Raw genomic sequence first — 19131 nt, forward strand, 5'->3', positions numbered from 1 at the left:
GTGTACCGGGACCACCCGGTACGCGGTTGCAGGTATCCATCACAGACTCCAGCCCGCAGTACCCCCATGACCCCAAAGCAGTTCCAAAATGCCGCCCTGAAATGGTTCGACCAACACGGGCGCAAAGACCTGCCCTGGCAGCAGGACATCAACCCCTACCGGGTGTGGGTGTCCGAAATTATGCTGCAACAGACCCAGGTCGCCACCGTGATCCCCTACTTTGAGCGCTTTATGCAGAGCTTTCCCACCCTGGAAAGCCTCGCCCGCGCCCCCCAGGACCGGGTGCTGGCCCACTGGAGCGGCCTCGGCTACTACGCCCGCGCCCGCAACCTGCACAAGTGCGCACAGACGGTAGTGGCAGAGCACGGCGGGGAGTTTCCCCGCGACCTGGAGGCACTGATCGAGTTGAGCGGTATCGGCCGCTCCACCGCCGGCGCTATCGCCAGTATCAGTATGGGGCTCCGCGCACCGATCCTCGATGGCAACGTCAAACGGGTACTGGCCCGCTTTCACGCCGTGGAGGGCTGGCCCGGACAGACAGCAGTCGCCAATCAGCTGTGGGAGCTGGCGGAGACCTACACCCCGAACAAGCGCGTAAACGACTACACCCAGGTGATGATGGATCTGGGTGCCACCCTATGTACCCGCTCCAAGCCCCGCTGCGGGGAGTGCCCGCTGAGAAAATCCTGCGCGGCCCACGCCCAGGGCAATCCCCAGGACTACCCCGGCAAGAAACCGCGCAAGGAAAAGCCGCTGCGCACTGCCACCCTGCTCCTGCTCGAACACAGAGGTGAGATCTACCTGGAGCAGCGCCCCCCCAGTGGCATCTGGGGCGGACTCTGGTGCCCACCGAAAAGCGACAACGCCGCCACCTGGCTGAAAGCGCGGCGCTGGCGCGCTGCTGACACCCAGGCCCTGCCGACCCTGCGCCACACCTTTACCCATTTTCACCTGGAGATTTCCCCGCTGTGGATACAGTTGGACAAAGTCCCCGCACAGGTGGCGGAGAGCGGCGCTGGCTGGTATAAACTGCGGCGTTTAAACCGCCCTCGCGCGGCCCAGGAGCTGGGGCTACCCGCCCCTATCGTCAAGCTGGCAAAACAACTACTGGCGTTGCAGGCCCCCCTGCTCGCCCCGATCACTGCCGACTAAAATCAGGAGGAGTCATGTCCAGAACCGTATTCTGCCGCAAGTACCAAGAGGAATTGGAAGGTCTGGATGCACCGCCCTTCCCCGGCCCCAAGGGCGTGGACATCTTCGAACATGTTTCCAAGAAGGCCTGGCGGGAGTGGATGTCCCACCAGACCATGCTGATCAACGAAAAACACCTGAATATGATGGAGCCCTCCAGCCGCGCCTACCTGAGCGAGCAGATGATGAAGTTCTTAAGCGGTGAAGAGTACGACGCAGCCGACGGCTACGTACCGCCGGAACAGCAGTAATACGGCTCTGCCAAGCGTCTCCGGCAAAGAAAAAACTTTTTTATAATCAAGGGGTTGACTCTGACCCGGAGAAGAGCTTTAATACGTGCCTCGCGACGCAGGGGAAGCCCAGCAAGATCGCAAAGCCCGGATAGCTCAGTCGGTAGAGCAGGGGATTGAAAATCCCCGTGTCGGTGGTTCGATTCCGCCTCCGGGCACCATTTTTAAACCCGCGCAAGCACTCGCTTTCGCGGGTTTTTTAATTCTAGCGCCCTAAAAATTTCAGCGGCAATATCCCTCAAAGTGTCGACGTTGCCTCAACGCAAAATCATCTTGCCGCGCAATACCCTTTGGCAATTCTTCAAAGTGTGAAATCCGCTTCTTAGCAAATCCCCCCGGGCACTGACCGCTGGCATAATTTCATCAAACCCAAAAGCGCCCAAAATAGGCAGGGCTTGAATATGCTTTATGAACAAAAACATGCCCACTTGATAGCAAGCTTAAAACCCTTGGACATTACCCAAAGGCTAACCGGCCGCGAAAGAACTAAATCGAGGTGACCCATGCCTTCTTATATTTACTCAAAGTGGCATAACAGCCCAGAAAACTACCCGGTGGAATTTTACAGTGAACTCAACGGCGATCGCTTTGAAACCCGAAAGGTAGAGGTTTTCAAAGATGGATCACTAGGCTTTGCCTCCCAACATGTATCATCAAAAACAACAAAACTCGGAATCACAACCGTCCCCCCTTTAGCCGAAATTTCCAAGCAATCCGAGTTTTATATAAAGGCCATTACATACCAGCAATTTGAAGCCAAATGGAAGGAAGCAATAGAGAGCTGTGAAAAGTCCCAGGGATTTTCTTGAATAAAAAAAGATCAAGACTTTGCGACCAATACACTTATTGGGAAGTCAAAATCTACCGGTGAGATATCTATAGGGTTGTGTGGTTTCGAAATTATCAATGGAGGATTGATTTCTTGCATTCAACTCTGGTTTACATATTTAGCCTTATCCCCCATCAAATTACAGAGAAAGTTAACAGCTGATTGGAATTCATCGTATTGCTATACTTGACCGAATTACAACATGGAGTTACCAAATGAAAGGCTTGATGTTTAGCACCTTTAGCTTTTTTCTTCTTGTGGGTTGCGGCGGATCAGGAGGGGGAGGCTCTAGCGACTCAGGGGGATTCTCTCTTTCAACAAATAACTTGGAGTTTGAAGCTAGTTGGGATGAGTCGGATTTGCCGACTAAAGAGATTACCGTAACCTCGAATAGCGGAAACCTTTATTTAAGTGTTTCCTCCTCTGGAGATGCTCTGTCTTCAGCCGTACTTAGTACTAACAACTCAAATAAAGCAAAAATAAAAATAACTCCAAAAGCCCCGAGCTCCTTTGACGAATCAAAAACCTATTATGAGACAGTTACAGTATCGGCGTGTAGTGATAATGTTTGTTCAAAAGGAACAAAAGCTCAGAAGACCATCAAAGTCCAAACAACAATTACCGGCGGCCCCTCAATAATTGTAGACGATTCTCCAATTACCTTCTCTATGAATGAGGTAGATACGGAAGCACCGAGCCCAAAATCATTTAAAGTTAAATGGGCTGGTGATTCTTTTTCAGAATGGTCAGCTTATATAAATTGGAACAATTACCATCTAAAACCATATCAATATGCCAGTTCTGACATTAATAGTTCGGAAGGGCTAGTGACAATAACCCCTTATACTGGGAATCCCTCTGAAATTATAGATGGGACGACTATTATCACCGCAACAGCTGCATCTGGCGCTGTACGAAGATTTCAAGGCCCCAAGGTAGAAATAAAGGTTAATCCCGCAATATCACTAGATGGAGACTTAAATTTCACTTTTGACTCTAAGAGTAATCTAGAGGATTTAACCCGGACTTTAACTCTCTCCACCTCAACTCAACGTCCGGTTTCCTGGACTTTGACAGCTCCTTACGACCCCTGGATCAAGCTTTCACAAACAGAAGGCACATCTACTGGAAATCAGACAGTAACCCTAACTTTAGACAAGGAATCCATCGATCGACTGCCAATGGGAGATACAAAATTTTATCTAAACCTAAAAGTTGACGATGAAATGTTTGATCATTTTCAGTTTTCAAACACTCAATTTTATGAGAGTTATACAGGCTTAATTAATATGACCCTGCCGCAAATCCGTGGTTTTGGTCCCAGGGCAACTCTGCCTGGGACAGATACGGATATATTGGTGCGCGGTCGCGGCTTCCCTGAAGCTCTAGTCGAATTAAATTTCGGCAATACAAAGTTACCTGTAAAAGAGTTCCGATCCGAGAATGAACTTCTAATTAGCAGCTCTGGCTTAACGGAAGGCACCTATGTACCACAGTTATGGTTCGATCCTGGTATTTTTGAACGAAACCAAGCTAGCCTTCATGTCACTGAAGCGCTAAACCCTATAAATTCTAGGTACAGTTTTGATAGTAAAATAAATATTTCAGCTTTTACATTTAGCCCTGCCAACAATGCCCTCTATATTATTTCTTCTGGAAATACTGAAAATGATATTTGTACTAGTACTTTACAAAAAATCACTCTAGACAGCACTGGACTAAGTGCAAACAGTGTAGACTTAGAACTATGCGATGTAAGACAAATTGCTACCAGCTTTAACGGGAAAGACCTGATTCTTGTTGAAGCTGGCTATACTTTCTTTCGTTATCCTATGAATGATTTAGAAAGTGGACAACTAACAACTATTAGACATGTAAACGAAGAAACCACTAGTAGACTCTATGAATTGCGCCTAAGCGCAGATGAAACAGCAACTTTAGTACGAGAATCTACACTAGAAACCAAACTTATAGTTATTGACTTAAACCCTGGCCAATTTATTGGTCATAAATTCGAATTAGACGGGTATAGCCGTTTTATTTTTGAAGAAACTGATGGTTCAGGGTTTGGTTTAATGAATTACAACAGCTCTTATGATAATTTTAATGACTTCTATAGAGTTGACAGCCGGCTACAAACCCTACTATTAGAAAGAAGTACTGTTGATCTTGGAAACGTTGCTTCACGCTCCCATAGACAAGCTCAAGCATCCAAAGATATGACTGTTATTTACGCTAGAAGTGATGCAGGATCATATCCAATCCAGTATGAGTTTATCTATCCATACAACAATACGAGAAGACCGTGGAATGATTATAATGAAAGCTTTGACAGAGCATTTGCACTTAAACCAGACGGTAGTGGATTTTATGCCGATCGCAATGGAGTAGATATTGCCGAATATACTATATCTGGCCTAGGAGACTCAATTAATTTTTCAGGGACTATAATTGACACCGTAAACGATGAATTCAATGACGAGCTGCTTTTAACACCCGATGGAAAGCAATTATTTCATATTAGCCTCGGCGGCATGATAACCCTATATGACCTTGATCAATATTAACGGCTGGATAACCATGTGATAGTTGTTTAAGGAGCCTCTGAATAATTTCCAATTACTGACCTCTTACTCTAAAAGGAGGTCAGCCTTTACCCTACCTGTATTCAATTCTAAGGTGCCGTAACCTAAAGGATGATGCACTTCAGAGTTGAATGCAGGAATAAAAGAAAAGTAAAAAAGGAAACTTATTATAATAACATACCAGCTGGAAATTTTTCTTAGCGACCTAAAGTGGAGGTAGTTAACGGAAAAACCCTATAACAAAGGGCCATGAGCACATGTAATGGCCCATACTGCTTATTACAACTCACAAAGAATACATACAATGCCAGCCAATCCAATTTGATAAAGATACTTAAAGAGGTGTCCGCTTGGACTTGACCATAACACTTTAACAAAGCCGTCCTTGACTAACTTTTTAAACCGTCCGCACACAGCTTTCATCCCACTCACCCCATAGATCTAAGCACAAATACACTTCGCCCTAAAATAAATGGCGCGAGCTAAAGATTTCAACGCCAAAAATCAACCATGATTATATATTTTTTACCCTACTTCGCCTCTAGTTTTCACCACTTAAAACGCTGAATTCAGATAGCAGTCTGATTTTAACGGTGTTGGTAGTGGCAGCTAGTGCATACATCACCTAGCGGATACATAGAAAAATGCTACACTATATATCTTGCTAGAGATAAAAATCACCACCCGTAAAAATATTCAGTTAGCGTATTTTTTGTGGTCTTTTACGACAAATCCTATATTGCCTATTTTTAAATCAGATAAAGACATTCAGCAATACAGTATCAACGTTAACAACCCAGTAAAAGTAGCAAACCGTTTTAAGAAGCTAGTGAGCCTCAGATGGCTTCACAAGATATCTATAGACCTTCAAGTCTACAGATATTATACGTGAAACTTCGACACAGGCAGGACCAGGAATCGAGCACAGTTATCCAGGTCGAAAAGAAACGTCCTGGAGGTGTTTGTAGAGCAATATGCAGCCTTGCTCAGCGATCTCTTAAGTGGAGCACCTTGAGGTGATACAGACCTACCCGCCGCCTCTGCAATAGGAGCCACCCATCGAGACTGAAAACATAGAACTTAAAAGTTTTGAATTATTGGATCAGTATTCCGCCTAATGTAAAATTAAAGGCCATTTTTCCTGCGATTCAGTTGACGCAAGGAGAATAGTCACAACAAAATAAGTTCTTGCTTTGTATAGGGGTAAATATGCCAGCAGGGAAGCCTAATAAGAATGTCCATATGATTTACGGGAGCATTATTGTTCTTGTTGTTATGAGCTTTTGCCTTTTACTTTATAAAAATGAAAGCAATGGCTCCCTGCGGGTAAAGGTGGGAAATAACGAATTGGAGCTGCAAATTGACGGGGACAGCAGAGCAGTTTCAATTCGGAGGGTGCTCAACCAGCTATTTCAAGATGAAGAGGCAAGTCGCGAATCTAAAGCTCTCTTGAAAGAATTCGGCAATTTCTACTTACCAACGGACCCTGAGCTTATCGGTGAAATTGAGAAGCAGCCGCTCCAATCAGAAGTTTCCGAGCGCTTGCGCGAACTCCTGTATGGATTAAAGGGGCCTTTCAATCGACAGGCACATAACTACTACGATATCGAAAATGTGCAGATTGTCGATGCGCTGAGTGGCCTGGAATTCAACCATCCGGTTTCCAAGGGGCTGCGGGAGCTGCTGATTTATAGGCGCGGCCCGTTCGAGGAGCGCTCCAAAGAGGTTCTCTTGAGTGTTCCAGCGGGCAATAATATTCCTGCTGGCAGAGCCGCATCCTGCCGGGGCAATGATTTTTTCCGGCGGGAAATCCGTATTTTCAATGCCCAACGAACCCATTCTATTTCCGTTTTTGTCAGTGGCAGCTTCCCCTGTAATACCGATACCGCCAACGACATACACCGCCTGATTCAACTGTCCTATGCCGATATGAAAAACCTACTGGGAGATTCCCCCATGGGTGCCAAAGAGCCTGCACTGGCTGAAATTATGATAAATATTGACTAACTGCTGGGGCCGGCCGTCAGCGAGTTTATCCTCGCACATCCAATCTTATGACTGCTAATCTTGGCCCAGCCAAGAAATAAATGTAGGGAGACGCAGGGAATGGCTCAATCATTTCACTTGGAGCGTTTTGTCACCGCGCAGGAAGGCTCTTATGAGCGCGCCTTAAGCGAACTGCACGGCGGACATAAACACTCGCACTGGATGTGGTATATATTCCCCCAGATCTCCGGCCTGGGGCACAGTACAACCTCCGAGCATTTTGCGATTAAAACTCTGGATGAAGCCCGCGCCTATCTGGAGCACCCCCTGCTCGGCCCCAGGCTCAAAGCGTGCTGCGAGGTATTGTTGCAGCTGAATAATCTCTCCGCGTACCAGATATTCGGCTCACCGGATGATATGAAACTAAAATCCTCCATGACTTTGTTTTCTATCACCGATCCCAGCAGCAAGTTATTTGCGCAGGTGTTGGAAAAATATTATGAGGGACAAAAGGACCTCCGCACTTTTGAGATTCTAAAAGTCCCAGCCCCGCACTAAGCCGTTTGGGTCGCGGCCTCTTCCAGTTTATCGCTACCCAACAGCTTATCCATCACCAAACAGGCGGTCAGATCTCCGGTCACGTTCACGGCGGTACGACACATATCCAGAATTCGGTCCACCCCCAGAATCAGGGCAATACCCTCCGGCGGCACGCCAATACCCGCCAAAATGGTCGCCAGAATAACGATACCGACGCCCGGTGTACTGGGAGAGCCTATAGATGCGCCAACGGTGGTCACCGTCAGCCCTACAAGCTGTGCGGTTGTCAGGTCAATGCCGTATACCTGGGTCAGGAAAACGGCGGCGATTACCTGATAGAGCGCTGTGCCATCCATATTCACAGTGGCGCCCAGGGGCACGATAAACTTGGCGATGGAAGGCTTTACACCCAGGGAGCTTTCCGCCACCCGCATGGAGAGGGGCATCACAGCGGCAGAGCTGGAGGTGGAAAATGCCAGCAGCTGTACCCCGCTAATACGCTGTAAAAAGCTGACCGGGCCGACGGGCGTCACCAGGGAGACAATCAGCAAATAAAAACTGAGCAGGATCAGCAGCCCCAAAATCACAGTGCCCACATACACCGACATCCCCAGAATCGCGGTGAGGCCGACGCGAATAGCGATATCGGCCAGAAGGCCAAATACCGCCAGAGGCGCAAACAGCATGGCCCAGCCAACCACCTTGAGCGCCACCTCCTGAATAATGGCAAAGGCGTACACTGCGGTTTCCCGCTGCTTTTGCGGCAGTAGCATCACCGCAACGCCGATAAATATCGCGTAGACCACCAGCTGCAACATATTGCGCATAGCGATACTTTCATTGAGATTGGCGGGGATCAATTCGGCAATGCGCTCGGGCAGTGGCTTGGATTCGATCACCTGGGGAGCACTTGCAGCCTGCAACTCGGTGGCGGCACTGAGTAGGGACTCGTCGATATAGTCGCCGGGCTGGATCAACTGCGCCAGGACAATGCCGATAATCACCGCAACAGTGGTAGTGCCGACAAAGTAGGGGGCGATACGCAGGCCGACCCGCTTGAGTTGGCCGACATTGCCGCTGCCACTCAGCCCCAGAATAATCGAGGACATAATCAGCGGTATCACCACCATCTGGATCATATTGAGAAAGATGGAACCCGGCAGCTTGAACCAGCTGGCCAGTACCATACTGAGATCCTGGCGCACCAGCGCCAATCCCTCCGGCGATAGCAGCAGACCGACGGTTAACCCCAGAATCATGGCGACCACTATCTGCATCCACAGGCGCTTGCGCACCAGCACACCGAGGGATTCAACCATGCGGATCAAATAGAAATGCGTGCCATTACTCATTCTTGCTATTCCGAGTTATAGGAAGTCGTTAGAGGTCATCAACTGCGGGCATTATGTCCCAGGGCGGTGAAGAAAACCTGACGGTCAGATCAAGCCCGGGGCTTTAATCGCGCTGATACGGCGCTATTTTTTGTTTTTAGCGTTAAATGGCATGGGGACCTGCGCCCTCACCTGCGCTTTACCAGCGCCGGCGGGGCTAAATTAGCGCCGGCCTGGAGGGCCGCGACGGGAGAAGTCGCACTGGCTCTGTTTGCCCGGCAGGGCGCAGCCCCGCTGGCCTTTTAGGCAGTGCAAAATATCGTTTTCGGCGGCGAGATTGGCGTGATAGTGATAGCCCAGATCGGCGAATTCATGGCCGCGGCATTCATCCAGGTCGCTGGGCTCGCGGCCGTCGGCATTCTCCCGCGCGTAGATCAGATAGCCATCGATAGCGACACCGACAATAGCCGCATGGCTCGCCGCCGATGGGTAGGCCTGGCTACAGCCCAGGGCCGCGTGGTAGTGGTAGCCCACATGGGGGTTTACATGGCCGCCGCAGGCATCGACGGGCGCCAGGGTATGTGCAGCTAAAATCGCGCCAACAGGTGCGCTGATATCAAACTTAACTCCGTTGAAGGCCACGCCATAGCCGGAGAAAGGATCGGGCCTCTGCTTGGTTTTGGCCTTGCTCGGCTGCACCGGGATCAAATAGCGGGTGTGGAAGTCCGGGCCCATATAGCTGGCCTGGCATTCCACGCAGTAATTGTTGTACTGCGGCGCCACATCGGGCCGCGCGGCCATCTCACAGGCCGCCTTGGAATCGGTCACCTTTACCGCACCGGTTTTCGGATCGTACAGACTCCACTTTGGATCGGAGAAGAAGGTCGCGGCATTTTGCACGAAAGGACCATCGGTCGGCACTAGCTGCCGCTCAATAAACATCATGCCAGCGGCCGTAATCGGATCGACAATATTGCGCGGGCACCAGGGCCCCATTTTATGTTTGGGCTCCGCCTTTACCACAATCATCCAGCACTGAGTTTTGCGCCCCTCCGACAGGGTGCAATCCACTTTTTTAATTTCCTCAACCAGTGCATCCCGGGCAAATAAGCCGGGGATATCCATATGCGCATAAAAATCGGTATGGGCGCAAACAGTGGAGCTCAACAATATCAGTAGAAAAAATGCGACACGCATGGCAATCACTAGCTAAAACCCCGACCTGCTCAAGTTTAGCAGCGCTAGCCTTCGTCCTAATCGCTGGGAAATTGATCTGCCAATAAAGTGCGAATCCACTTGTGTAGAGGGTCCTGACTACTGCGGGTATGCCAGGCGGCAATCACATCGAAGCCGGGGGGCTGCTCGATAATGGGCAGGGTTTTTAGCCGGGGGTCCGGTAGCAGGCGCGAGGGCAAAAAGGCAACGGTATTGGTAGAGGCGATACACTCGGCGGCGGCGGCAAAAGAGGGGACCGATAGCACCACATTGCGCGCCAAACCAAACTGCTCAAACCAACTATCCGCCATGCCGCGCAGGTCACCTCTAGAAGGTGATACCACCAGCTGCGGCAGCGCGGCCAACGCTTCTATTCCCAGGGGCTGGCTGGTGCCGTGCAGCATATCGGTGTGCTGGCAGCAGACGCAGACATAGTGCTCCCGATACAGCAACATGCTGGGGCTGTTATCCGGCACAAATCCCGGCGTACTAAAAACCAGATCCACTTCCCCGGTTTGCAGCTGCTGGGCCATGCGGTCAATCTCCAGCTTGAGCACCACCACTTTTATACCCGGGGCCCGCTGACGCAGTTGCTTGAGGAGCAGCGGCAGTATCACGCGCTGCTCAAAGTCTGTCGCGCTGATGGTAAAGATGCCCCGGTGCTGTGCCGGATCAAATTCATCCGCGCGCAGCAGCGCCGCGACATTGTTCAGAATCTCATCCAGTCTGGGGGCCAGGCGCTCGGCCAGGGGGGTGGGGATAACCCCGTTACTGGTGCGGATAAACAGCCGGTCATCGAAGATTTCCCGCAGGCGTTTCAGCTGCTCACTGACCGTTTGCTGGCTCACCCCCAGCTGGTCAGCCACCCGGGATAGATTCAGTTCGCGCAAAATAGCGCTCATTAAGCGAAGTTGACGCAACTCCAGCCTCTCCAGTGGGTTTGCTCGATGACCTCTGCTCAAACCTGTATCACTCACAACGGTTACTTGGTTTTCATTGTATCCAGCTAACCCTAGCATTGTGAGTAGATTGGCCCATATGGCATCCACTTCGGTGGGGGGGGAGAGTTCACTATGCACACCGCAGCCCGGTCCGCCTTTCAGGATCAATTAGTTACCGCGATTATTCACTACGCTGACCCCAGTAGCGACCTGGTTTACGACAAGCGCTCAGAGGGCCCGGGGCCGGCTAAATTGGTCGAGAATGTTATTTCCCAGCAGGTTCATATACACGATGGTCGCACGCTAAAAGCCGCCGGGGAGCGCTTTCGCCTCAATAGCCAGGGCTTTGAGCTGGTACGCCCTCTGCTCGGTATTAATCTGCACCAGCTGGACGATGCGCTACACGCCCTGGATAAACCCTCCGCGAGTAGCCCCAGCCCTGCGGAGCGCGATCAGCTGATTCGCACTCAGTGGTATCCCGCCATTGAAGCCTGGATAGGCGCTCACCTGGGTGCAGCCAGGGTGCTGACCTTTGATCACACACTGCGCGCCCAACCATCGACTGATGCAACCCCGGAGCTGAGTCGCAGCCGCCGCTCCCCGGTAAAGCTGGTGCACAACGATTACACGCCCTGGTCCGCAGAGCGCCAGTTAAAGGAAACTCTGGAGCTGCGGGGTTACGAGCCTTCAGATTACCCGCGCTACCAGTTTATTAATCTGTGGCTGCCCCTGTTGCGCCCGGTGCAGGAGTCGCCACTGGCTATGGTGGACCTGCGCACTGTCGCCGCTAATGATTTCCACAATATGCGCTTAATTTACCCAGAGCGAAAAGGGCAGATTTCGGTATTGAGTTTCAACCCGGTTCACCGCTGGATTTGGTTTAGCAATATGCAGCCCGGCGAAGGCCTCTTACTGCGGGTATTCGACAGCCAGCACCGGGGTGATGTCACCGGTGTTCCCCACTGCGCTTTTGACCTGCCGGGAAGCGCCGGGGCGCCCCGCAGAACCAGCCTGGAAATTCGCACCATTGTCCTGTTTGAGCAATAACACCAACGCTTTTAAGAAAACATCCGGCCACTCAATAAAGTGGCCGGAGTGAATGAGACCCCATTATGGAAAATATACTTCGATCGATTGATCCACTAACCGGAGAGACTATCGGATCGCTACCTGTCAGCAAGTCCCAAGACATTCAGAACATGGTGGAGAAAGCCCACAAAGCGCAGCGACTGTGGTCGAGTAAATCTCTTCAGGAGCGGGTACAACTACTTCAGCAGGCTTACACAAAACTGAATGCGGCAGAGGCAGAGCTGGCTCAACTTATCAGCCGTGAAATGGGCAAAGATGCCCGGCGTGCACAGTATGAAGCCGGTGGCGTAGTCCAAGGCGGCGCCTGGTTAGCGGGCGATGCCGGCGAGGCCCTGCGGGCAAAATCCACTGGCGGCAGTGAAATTCAATATCGGCCACTGGGTATTGTTGCGGTTATCTCCCCCTGGAACTATCCACTGGCGATGGCCAACAACCTGATTGTGCCCGCTCTTATCGCCGGCAACGCCGTGATTTTAAAACCCTCCGAGGAGTCGCCGCTGGTCGCCGACTTATTGGTGAAGACACTCAATCAAACCCTGCCCCAGGATATTTTACAAATTGCCCACGGCGATGGCGCAACCGGTGAGGCCCTGGTGAAATCTCCTATCAATATGGTCGCCTTTACCGGATCGCGGGCAACAGGCCAGAAAATTATGGCCAATGCCGCTCCGGCACTGAAACGCCTGGTGATGGAATTGGGCGGTAACGACCCGATGATCGTTTTGCAGAGCGCCAATATTCCCCGAGCAGTGCAATTTGCGGTTGGCTCCAGCTTTGAGAATTCAGGCCAGATGTGCACCTCCACAGAGCGTATTTATGTCGACGAAAAAATTGCCGACGAATTCGAACATGCCGTGGTGGCACTGGCGAAACAATATCGCGTCGGTGGGTGGCGCGAGCCCCAGGTGGATATAGGCCCCCTGGTTAATCAGCGCCAACACCAAAAGGTGGTGGAACATATCCACGATGCCCTGGATAAAGGCGCACAGCTGCTTTTAGGGGAGCGCGATCCGCAGGCGCCGTTTATTCCACCCACAGTTATCAGCGGCATTCGACCGGGTATGTTGCTGGAAGATGACGAGACCTTTGGACCTGTCGTGGCCATCGACCGCTTTAACTCGGTAGATGACGTGGTCGAGCGGGCCAATAACTCCGTTTACGGTCTCGGTGCGGTTGTGTTTGGTGAAAGCAAACAGGCCGAGCAAATCGCCAGCCAACTGCAAGCGGGGATGATCGGCATTAATCAGGGCGCCGGTGGCTCCCCCTGGGTGGGCGCCAAGCAAAGTGGCTTTGGCTTCCACGGCGGAGCTGAAGGGCACCGGCAGTTTGCCCAAATCACCGTTTTAAACCGCTAAATCCTTTAAAAAATTTTCTATAGAAGTAGCGCAGATGTCCACAACCGCAACACTTGAAACTGTCACCCCCTCGGATGACTTCTTTGTTATCGCCCGCGAGCCCGGTGCAGAACACCCGGCTCTGCCCACCTGGGCTAGTCGCAGTCAAAACCCGGCGGCCCTGGCCGAACAAGCGCCGCAAGCGGTGTCACGCCGGGATATCGCCGAGGTTCCCGGCGCCTTCCAATTGCTCAATGTTTTCTCACAAGAGGAGTGCCGGCGGCTGATTGATATCAGCGAAACACTGGGTTATTTACCCGATGCCGCCGTCTCCCTGCCCCGGCAGGTCCGCCACAACGACAGCCTGACCTGGGTGGTAGACGAGATTACCGAGGGCCTGATCTGGCAGCGATGCCGAGACCTGGCGCAGGACTTAAATGGTGACTTTGGCGGAAGAGAGGCTGTCGGTATCAATCGGCGTTTCCGCTTTTATCGCTATGGCGAGGGGGATTTCTTCCAGTTCCACACCGATGGCGCCTGGCCCGGTAGCCGTATTGACGACAACCAGTTGATCAGCAACGGCTATCCCGATCGCTATAGCGAAATGACATTTTTAGTACTGCTGAGCGAAGACTTTGAAGGTGGTGCAACCCGATTCCGACTAAATGCAGATGACCCTCTCCTGCAACCCAGGCGGGATTCTGTAGTGGATATCGATGTCCGCACCCCTGCGGGAGCCGTGCTGTGCTTTCCCCATGGAATGCATCCCCTGCACAGAGTGCACAGCTCTACCCCGATTACCGCTGGAATCAAATATATTATTCGAACGGATATGCTTTTCCTGCAGGAGTAGTTTCTCCAGGCGTTGCTATACAGGTCATACACTTCGATATGGATCGAAGCATTAAATACTCCCGGCACTAAAATTTTGTTTTTTGCCCTGGAGTTAATTTAGTGGAATTGATGAACTACCTGAACCAATATTTTCTGAGCAGAGAGCAGCTTATTCAAACCGCCCAGATTAGTCGGCGGCAACTGCTGAGCTACCAGGAGGAGGGACTTATGCCAAAGCCCTCCTATCAGCTCGAAAGCCACTTGCACTGCAACTCCTACTTTGGCCCCTATCGCCAGGAGCAAAGCTGTGAATATTATGCAAAGGGCTATTGCAGCTGGATTGCGGTTATTCAGGAAAAGCGGCATTTTGCCGCTATTTTTCAAAATTTTCACGACCGATATAAAGCCCGGGTAGCCCAGCTGCACGACTTGGGTTTCCGCTCCGGCAACCCGAAATTTTCAGCGGAGATTTCTACGCATATTGAAATCGAGTGGGGTCACTTTACCCAGGGTATTTACGGGCTCTGTACCCGCAGCGGCTTACCGGAGGATATAGCGGCAAAGGAACTCGCCACTACAGAAATCCAGGCACTGCTTGAACACAAGCATTTAAACCCCGAGCAGAGACAGCGGCTCAATCTTTTTGTAGACCTACTGGATAAAAGCAGTGCGCTGTTTGCGCCCCATGAAAGAGTAAAAAGCTCCAGACACCGATTGGTTGATCGCTTGCGCCGAGAGTTTGATCTGAAGACTCAATCGCCGGCTTGCAGAGAGCACGCAGGTATTTCTTCATCCCTGAGTGTCAACACTTCATAGCCATCTTTAGTCACCAGCACGGTATGCTCCCATTGCGCCGACAGTTTTTTATCGCGGGTGATTACGGTCCAGCCATCTTTCTTAACCTTGGTCTTGCGGCTGCCCTGATTAATCATGGGTTCGATCGTAAATATCATGCCCTCCCGCAAGACCTCCCCGCTTCCCGGGCGGCCAAAATGCAGCACCTGCGGCGCCTCATGCATTTCCCGGCCAATACCGTGGCCACAGTATTCCCGCACCACACTAAAACCCTGGCGCTCGGTATGGCGCTGGATCGCATGGCCGATATCGCCGAAGGTAACCCCCGGCTTTACCGTATGAATGCCCGCCCACATGGCGTCATAGCAGGTGGCAACCAGTTTTTTGGCGATTGGCGTTATTTTGCCCAGGGTATACATTTTGCTGGAGTCGGCAATATAACCCGATTTTTCCAGAGTAATATCCACATTGACGATATCACCCTCAGCCAGCCGCTGCTTATCACTCGGCATGCCGTGACACACGACCTCATTGAGCGAAGTATTCAGGGCGTAGGGATAGTCGTACTGCCCCTTGCTGGCGGGGCGCGCGTTTAATTCCTTTACAATAAAGGCTTCAACCCAATCATTGATCTGCATCGTCGAGACGCCCGGCTGAACCCGGGAGTCCAACATGGCGAAAACGCGACTCAATAATTGACCCGATTGGCGCATTAACTCCCGTTCAGCGGGGGTCTTAATTTTTATGTCACTCACGTGTCAGCGCTTCCAGCGTTAATGCCTGATGACGCAGTAATTTCTTACACAGATCGCTGTAACTTAATTGCGGATTCAGCTCCGCCAGCATGCCAATTTTGATCCAGTACTCCGCCTGGGAATTAATGGAGCGGGCCATCGCGGTACTGGCCTTGCGAATCTCATCGTGCAGCTCATCAGATATTTTGACGATACCCATCACATTTCACCTTAATATGTAATATATACAAAGTGTATACGAATCATATAAAAACGCACAAGATATAACCAGAATATCAATATGCAACTTATTGCATATATCGATAGGGGGCGCTATGGTTGAGGCATAAAAATAATAGTGGCGAGGCCATCATGACAGAGACTCCTGAAAAGAAGCGCAGTGCCCCAAAACCCAGCCGGCTGCGCATTGGCCGGCGCTATCGTCCGAGTCGCCTGGAGGGCAACTACGACGCCATTATCATTGGTTCGGGTATTGGCGGCCTGACCTGTGCCGCGATGCTCAGTGCCATGGGCAAGAAAGCGCTTGTCCTTGAGCAGCACTACACCGCCGGGGGCTACACCCACGCCTACGACCGCAACGGCTATGAGTGGGATGTGGGCGTCCACTATATCGGCGATGTGGGCGAACACCCCACCCTGACCCGCAAGATTTTTGACTTTATCAGCAATAATCAGCTGCACTGGGCGCCGATGGACAGCACCTACGACCGCATCTGTATCGGCGATAAACAATACGATCTGAAAGCCGGTCGCCAGCAGTTTATCGATGAGCTGGTCAGCCACTTCCCCGATGAACGCGCCAATATCGAGGAGTACCTACAGCGGCTCAATGTAGTCGCCAAAGCCATGCAACGGCTGGCGATGGAAAAAATGCTGCCCAGCTGGTGCGGGCCCCTTATGCGCCTGTGGCGAAAACTGCGCGAACCCGCCTGGCTCAATAAAACCACCCGCGAAGTGCTCGGTGAGATCACCAGCAATGAAAAGTTGATCTCTGTGCTGACCGGGCAGTGGGGCGATAACGGTATGACCCCATCTGAGGGCAGCTTTATTATCCACGCGCTGATCGCCAAACATTACCTCTATGGCGGTTACTATCCTGTTGGCGGCGCCAGCAAAATCTCCGAAACGATTATTCCCCAGATTCAGGCCAGCGGCGGCGAGGTTTTTACCTACGCCAAGGTGGAAACCATCCTGATGAATGGCGATCAGGTGCGCGGGGTGAGGATGTCCGACGGACATGAAATCGAAGCGCCCTTGGTGGTCTCTGGCGCCGGGGTATTTAACACCTTTGAGAAGCTGTTGCCGCGCAGTACCAGCGAGCGCATGGGTTATATCCGCGATCTGGAAACCGTCAACCGCTCCATGTCGCACCTGTGTCTGTATATCGGCCTGGAAAAAACAGCGGAAGAATTAAACCTGCCCAAGACCAATTACTGGATCTATTCCAGCGATCGCTACGAAGAGGATATGCAGGCCTTTATCGACGATCAGGAGAAAGAAATACCGCTGGTGTATATCTCTTTCCCCTCCGCCAAAGATCCCACCTTTACCCAGCGCTACCCAGGCCGCGCCACCATCGAAATCGTGGCACCGGCCAACTACGACTGGTTTGCCCAGTGGCACGACAAGCCCTGGGGCAAACGGGGGGAGGACTACGAGGATCTGAAGGAGGCGTTTAGCCAGCGCCTGCTGGAACATCTGTATCGGCATCTGCCACAACTGCGTGGGGAAATCGATTACTACGAACTCTCCACCCCTCTGTCTACGGATTACTTCTGTTTTTATCCGCGCGGGGAAATCTACGGGTTGGATCACGATCCCAATCGCTTTGAGCAGTCCTGGCTGAGACCCAAGAGCCGAATTAAAGGGCTCTACCTCACCGGGCAGGATGTGATGAGCTGCGGCGTGGCCGGCGCTATGATCTCCGGTATGCTCACCGCGCAGAGCATTATCGGCCTGCGCCAAACCGGCAAGCTGATGAAGAAAATATTTTCCAACAAAGCCCCAGAGACGCCGGTAAACGCCAGCGAAGAACTGGGTAATGCGTCGAGCTGAGCCCCTGGGCCAGCTCTTCACCGGCAAGCTATTCGGGGTTAGCGCCTCGGTAGTTTGCTGGGAATACGGTCAAAATTTAATACGCGAATCATCAGGCGGCGGTTCTCCCGCTTGCCTTTGTCCGTGCCGTTATCGGCAAGCGGATCGGTATCGCCGTAGCCCTGGGCCTCCATTCGCTCGGCAGAGACACCCCGCTCGACCAGAAAGTGCTTCACCCAGTCCGCTCTGCGCTGTGACAGCCTGAGGTTTTTCTGCGCGTCCCCGGCACTGTCGGTATGGCCTTCAATCGCGATGCGCACCTCTGAAAAATCGCGCATTATGACCAGCAGGGCCTCCAGGTCGGCAAGGGTTTCGATACGCGGGGCAAAACCGCCGGGATCAAACTCCAGGCGCAGGCGGAAGGTATCGCCGATAGCGCGGTTATTGCCCCGTAAAAACCTCACCAGTGCATCGGCAAAAGGGGCCGCTTCCCGCGCGCTTTTCTCGCTGTCGCCGGACTGGATAGTCTCGATAGGTTCGAGCATATATTGCTTGGGGGAGCTGGGCTGATCGCAGCCCGGCAGGGCTGCGGCCAATAAGATCAGGCAACGGGCAGACAAGAATTTACCCGCCATAGATACGACTTCCGGTTGCTCGAGGTCAAATTCAGTGTAGAACAACGCAGGCGCCGTTCCGCTTAAAAAACCGCAAGCCCCAGCCGCTGTGGCCGCTAAATAAAGTTCAAAACCGCCATCATATCAGTGACTACCCGGGCGCCCTGCTTTTCCAGTTGGGGGCCGCGCACCGGGTGGGGACTGTAACCCACCACACGCATACCCGCCGAGACCGCCGCAGAGACACCGGCAATAGAGTCCTCCACCACCAGACAGCGCTCCGGCGCCACTCCCATAGAGTCCGCCGCGTGCAGGAACAGCTCCGGCCAGGGCTTGCCCCGGGATACATCGTCGGCACTGAAAATCCGCCCGTCGAAATAATCGTATAAACCGGTTTTATTCAGTGTCAGCTGCATTTTCTGGTGGGAACCCGAGGAGGCCACACAGCTGCGCAGGCCCATCTGCTGTAGTTGATCAAGCAGCCCCTCAATACCCGCAACCGGCTGCAATTCCTGTTGGAATGCCTCGCGGATACGGCGCTCGGTATTGCCGAAATAATTATCCGGCAGGGGTCCGCCAAAGCGCTTCTCTATATCCACCAGGCAATCTCGGGCCGGGCGGCCACTGAACTGTTCATCCAGCTCTTCCGCCGTGGTCTGTATCCCCAGGCGATTCATCTCCTCCGCCAAAATTCGGCAGACGATACTCTCGCTGTCTACCAAGACGCCATCGCAGTCAAAAATAATTAAATCGGTAGAAGACATGGGA

At 52.1% G+C, this 19131-nt stretch carries 18 protein-coding genes and 1 tRNA gene; 12 read left to right on the forward strand and 7 right to left on the reverse strand.

Annotated elements, in window-relative coordinates:
* Nucleotides 1-66: 66 nt before the first annotated feature.
* The 7 genes from mutY (at nt 67) to ACJJIF_RS14115 (ending at nt 7439) form a co-directional block, all read left to right on the forward strand.
* Nucleotides 67-1152, forward strand: coding sequence for an A/G-specific adenine glycosylase (gene mutY, locus ACJJIF_RS14085; RefSeq protein ID WP_444928974.1), 1086 nt, complete (start codon nt 67-69; stop codon nt 1150-1152).
* 14 nt (nt 1153-1166) lie between these two features.
* Nucleotides 1167-1442 carry an oxidative damage protection protein gene (locus ACJJIF_RS14090; protein ID WP_444928975.1) on the forward strand — a complete coding sequence of 92 codons (276 nt, stop codon included), beginning with the start codon at nt 1167-1169 and terminating at the stop codon, nt 1440-1442.
* Nucleotides 1443-1566: 124 nt separating this feature from the next.
* Nucleotides 1567-1642, forward strand: a tRNA-Phe gene (locus tag ACJJIF_RS14095).
* Nucleotides 1643-1984: 342 nt separating this feature from the next.
* Nucleotides 1985-2290, forward strand: a complete 306-nt coding sequence (locus ACJJIF_RS14100) for a DUF6881 domain-containing protein (RefSeq protein ID WP_444928976.1) — start codon at nt 1985-1987, stop codon at nt 2288-2290.
* Nucleotides 2291-2525: 235 nt separating this feature from the next.
* Nucleotides 2526-4877, forward strand: coding sequence for a BACON domain-containing protein (locus ACJJIF_RS14105; protein WP_444928977.1), 2352 nt, complete (start codon nt 2526-2528; stop codon nt 4875-4877).
* A 1260-nt stretch (nt 4878-6137) separates the two neighbouring features.
* Complete coding sequence (locus ACJJIF_RS14110; RefSeq protein ID WP_444928978.1) at nt 6138-6902, forward strand: hypothetical protein; 765 nt, start codon at nt 6138-6140, stop codon at nt 6900-6902.
* A gap of 99 nt (nt 6903-7001) precedes the next feature.
* Entirely contained in the window at nt 7002-7439 is a 438-nt protein-coding gene (locus ACJJIF_RS14115) for a DUF1810 domain-containing protein (RefSeq protein WP_444928979.1), read from the forward strand.
* On the opposite strand, the gene ACJJIF_RS14120 is transcribed toward ACJJIF_RS14115, so the two are convergent.
* The 3 genes from ACJJIF_RS14120 to ACJJIF_RS14130 form a co-directional block, all read right to left on the reverse strand.
* Nucleotides 7436-8773 carry a dicarboxylate/amino acid:cation symporter gene (locus tag ACJJIF_RS14120; protein WP_444928980.1) on the reverse strand — a complete coding sequence of 446 codons (1338 nt, stop codon included), beginning with the start codon at nt 8771-8773 and terminating at the stop codon, nt 7436-7438. The genes ACJJIF_RS14115 and ACJJIF_RS14120 overlap by 4 nt on opposite strands.
* Nucleotides 8774-8974: 201 nt before the next feature.
* Nucleotides 8975-9949: a YHYH protein gene (locus tag ACJJIF_RS14125; protein WP_444928981.1), complete on the reverse strand. Its 975-nt coding sequence runs from the start codon at nt 9947-9949 to the stop codon at nt 8975-8977.
* Nucleotides 9950-10005: 56 nt separating this feature from the next.
* The gene (locus tag ACJJIF_RS14130) at nt 10006-10887 is read right to left on the reverse strand and encodes a LysR family transcriptional regulator (RefSeq protein ID WP_444928982.1); all 882 of its coding nucleotides are present in this window, start codon (nt 10885-10887) and stop codon (nt 10006-10008) included.
* Nucleotides 10888-11040: 153 nt separating this feature from the next.
* Here ACJJIF_RS14130 and ACJJIF_RS14135 point away from each other — a divergent pair, with 153 nt between their 5' ends.
* The 4 genes from ACJJIF_RS14135 (at nt 11041) to ACJJIF_RS14150 (ending at nt 14981) form a co-directional block, all read left to right on the forward strand.
* The gene (locus ACJJIF_RS14135; protein ID WP_444928983.1) at nt 11041-11955 is read left to right on the forward strand and encodes a CmcJ/NvfI family oxidoreductase; all 915 of its coding nucleotides are present in this window, start codon (nt 11041-11043) and stop codon (nt 11953-11955) included.
* Between the two features lie 65 nt (nt 11956-12020).
* Nucleotides 12021-13352: an aldehyde dehydrogenase family protein gene (locus tag ACJJIF_RS14140; protein WP_444928984.1), complete on the forward strand. Its 1332-nt coding sequence runs from the start codon at nt 12021-12023 to the stop codon at nt 13350-13352.
* Between the two features lie 34 nt (nt 13353-13386).
* A complete protein-coding gene (locus ACJJIF_RS14145) occupies nt 13387-14184 on the forward strand; it encodes a prolyl hydroxylase family protein (protein ID WP_444928985.1) in 798 nt (265 codons plus the stop codon).
* Between the two features lie 110 nt (nt 14185-14294).
* Nucleotides 14295-14981, forward strand: coding sequence for a DUF6058 family natural product biosynthesis protein (locus ACJJIF_RS14150; protein ID WP_444932354.1), 687 nt, complete (start codon nt 14295-14297; stop codon nt 14979-14981).
* Here ACJJIF_RS14150 and map read toward each other — a convergent pair.
* Both map and ACJJIF_RS14160 read right to left on the reverse strand, forming a co-directional pair.
* Nucleotides 14918-15715, reverse strand: coding sequence for a type I methionyl aminopeptidase (gene map, locus ACJJIF_RS14155; protein WP_444928986.1), 798 nt, complete (start codon nt 15713-15715; stop codon nt 14918-14920). The two genes, ACJJIF_RS14150 and map, sit on opposite strands and share 64 nt — an antisense overlap.
* Entirely contained in the window at nt 15708-15914 is a 207-nt protein-coding gene (locus ACJJIF_RS14160; RefSeq protein ID WP_444928987.1) for a ParD-like family protein, read from the reverse strand. Before ACJJIF_RS14160 ends, map begins: the two co-directional genes overlap by 8 nt.
* A gap of 152 nt (nt 15915-16066) precedes the next feature.
* On the opposite strand from ACJJIF_RS14160, the gene ACJJIF_RS14165 reads away from it, so the two are divergent.
* Nucleotides 16067-17770 carry a phytoene desaturase family protein gene (locus ACJJIF_RS14165; protein WP_444928988.1) on the forward strand — a complete coding sequence of 568 codons (1704 nt, stop codon included), beginning with the start codon at nt 16067-16069 and terminating at the stop codon, nt 17768-17770.
* Between the two features lie 38 nt (nt 17771-17808).
* On the opposite strand, the gene ACJJIF_RS14170 is transcribed toward ACJJIF_RS14165, so the two are convergent.
* On the reverse strand, nt 17809-18429 hold the full coding sequence (locus tag ACJJIF_RS14170) for an OmpA family protein (protein ID WP_444928989.1): 621 nt from the start codon (nt 18427-18429) through the stop codon (nt 17809-17811).
* A gap of 50 nt (nt 18430-18479) precedes the next feature.
* Nucleotides 18480-19127 (reverse strand): HAD family hydrolase, encoded by a 648-nt coding sequence (locus ACJJIF_RS14175; RefSeq protein ID WP_444928990.1) that lies wholly within the window; start codon nt 19125-19127, stop codon nt 18480-18482.
* Nucleotides 19128-19131: the final 4 nt, after the last annotated feature.

It is taken from the genome of Microbulbifer regidiadema (SeqCode), from assembly GCF_052467605.1.

Bases quoted from the DNA above. Each gene is read 5' to 3' on its own strand.
- mutY (WP_444928974.1), top strand. From the start codon at position 67: ATGACCCCAAAGCAGTTCCAAAATGCCGCCCTGAAATGGTTCGACCAA.
- ACJJIF_RS14090 (WP_444928975.1), top strand. From the start codon at position 1,167: ATGTCCAGAACCGTATTCTGCCGCAAGTACCAAGAGGAATTGGAAGGT.
- ACJJIF_RS14100 (WP_444928976.1), top strand. From the start codon at position 1,985: ATGCCTTCTTATATTTACTCAAAGTGGCATAACAGCCCAGAAAACTAC.
- ACJJIF_RS14105 (WP_444928977.1), top strand. From the start codon at position 2,526: ATGAAAGGCTTGATGTTTAGCACCTTTAGCTTTTTTCTTCTTGTGGGT.
- ACJJIF_RS14110 (WP_444928978.1), top strand. From the start codon at position 6,138: ATGATTTACGGGAGCATTATTGTTCTTGTTGTTATGAGCTTTTGCCTT.
- ACJJIF_RS14115 (WP_444928979.1), top strand. From the start codon at position 7,002: ATGGCTCAATCATTTCACTTGGAGCGTTTTGTCACCGCGCAGGAAGGC.
- ACJJIF_RS14120 (WP_444928980.1), bottom strand. From the start codon at position 8,773: ATGAGTAATGGCACGCATTTCTATTTGATCCGCATGGTTGAATCCCTC.
- ACJJIF_RS14125 (WP_444928981.1), bottom strand. From the start codon at position 9,949: ATGCGTGTCGCATTTTTTCTACTGATATTGTTGAGCTCCACTGTTTGC.
- ACJJIF_RS14135 (WP_444928983.1), top strand. From the start codon at position 11,041: ATGCACACCGCAGCCCGGTCCGCCTTTCAGGATCAATTAGTTACCGCG.
- ACJJIF_RS14140 (WP_444928984.1), top strand. From the start codon at position 12,021: ATGGAAAATATACTTCGATCGATTGATCCACTAACCGGAGAGACTATC.
- ACJJIF_RS14145 (WP_444928985.1), top strand. From the start codon at position 13,387: ATGTCCACAACCGCAACACTTGAAACTGTCACCCCCTCGGATGACTTC.
- ACJJIF_RS14150 (WP_444932354.1), top strand. From the start codon at position 14,295: ATGAACTACCTGAACCAATATTTTCTGAGCAGAGAGCAGCTTATTCAA.
- ACJJIF_RS14160 (WP_444928987.1), bottom strand. From the start codon at position 15,914: ATGGGTATCGTCAAAATATCTGATGAGCTGCACGATGAGATTCGCAAG.
- ACJJIF_RS14165 (WP_444928988.1), top strand. From the start codon at position 16,067: ATGACAGAGACTCCTGAAAAGAAGCGCAGTGCCCCAAAACCCAGCCGG.
- ACJJIF_RS14175 (WP_444928990.1), bottom strand. From the start codon at position 19,127: ATGTCTTCTACCGATTTAATTATTTTTGACTGCGATGGCGTCTTGGTA.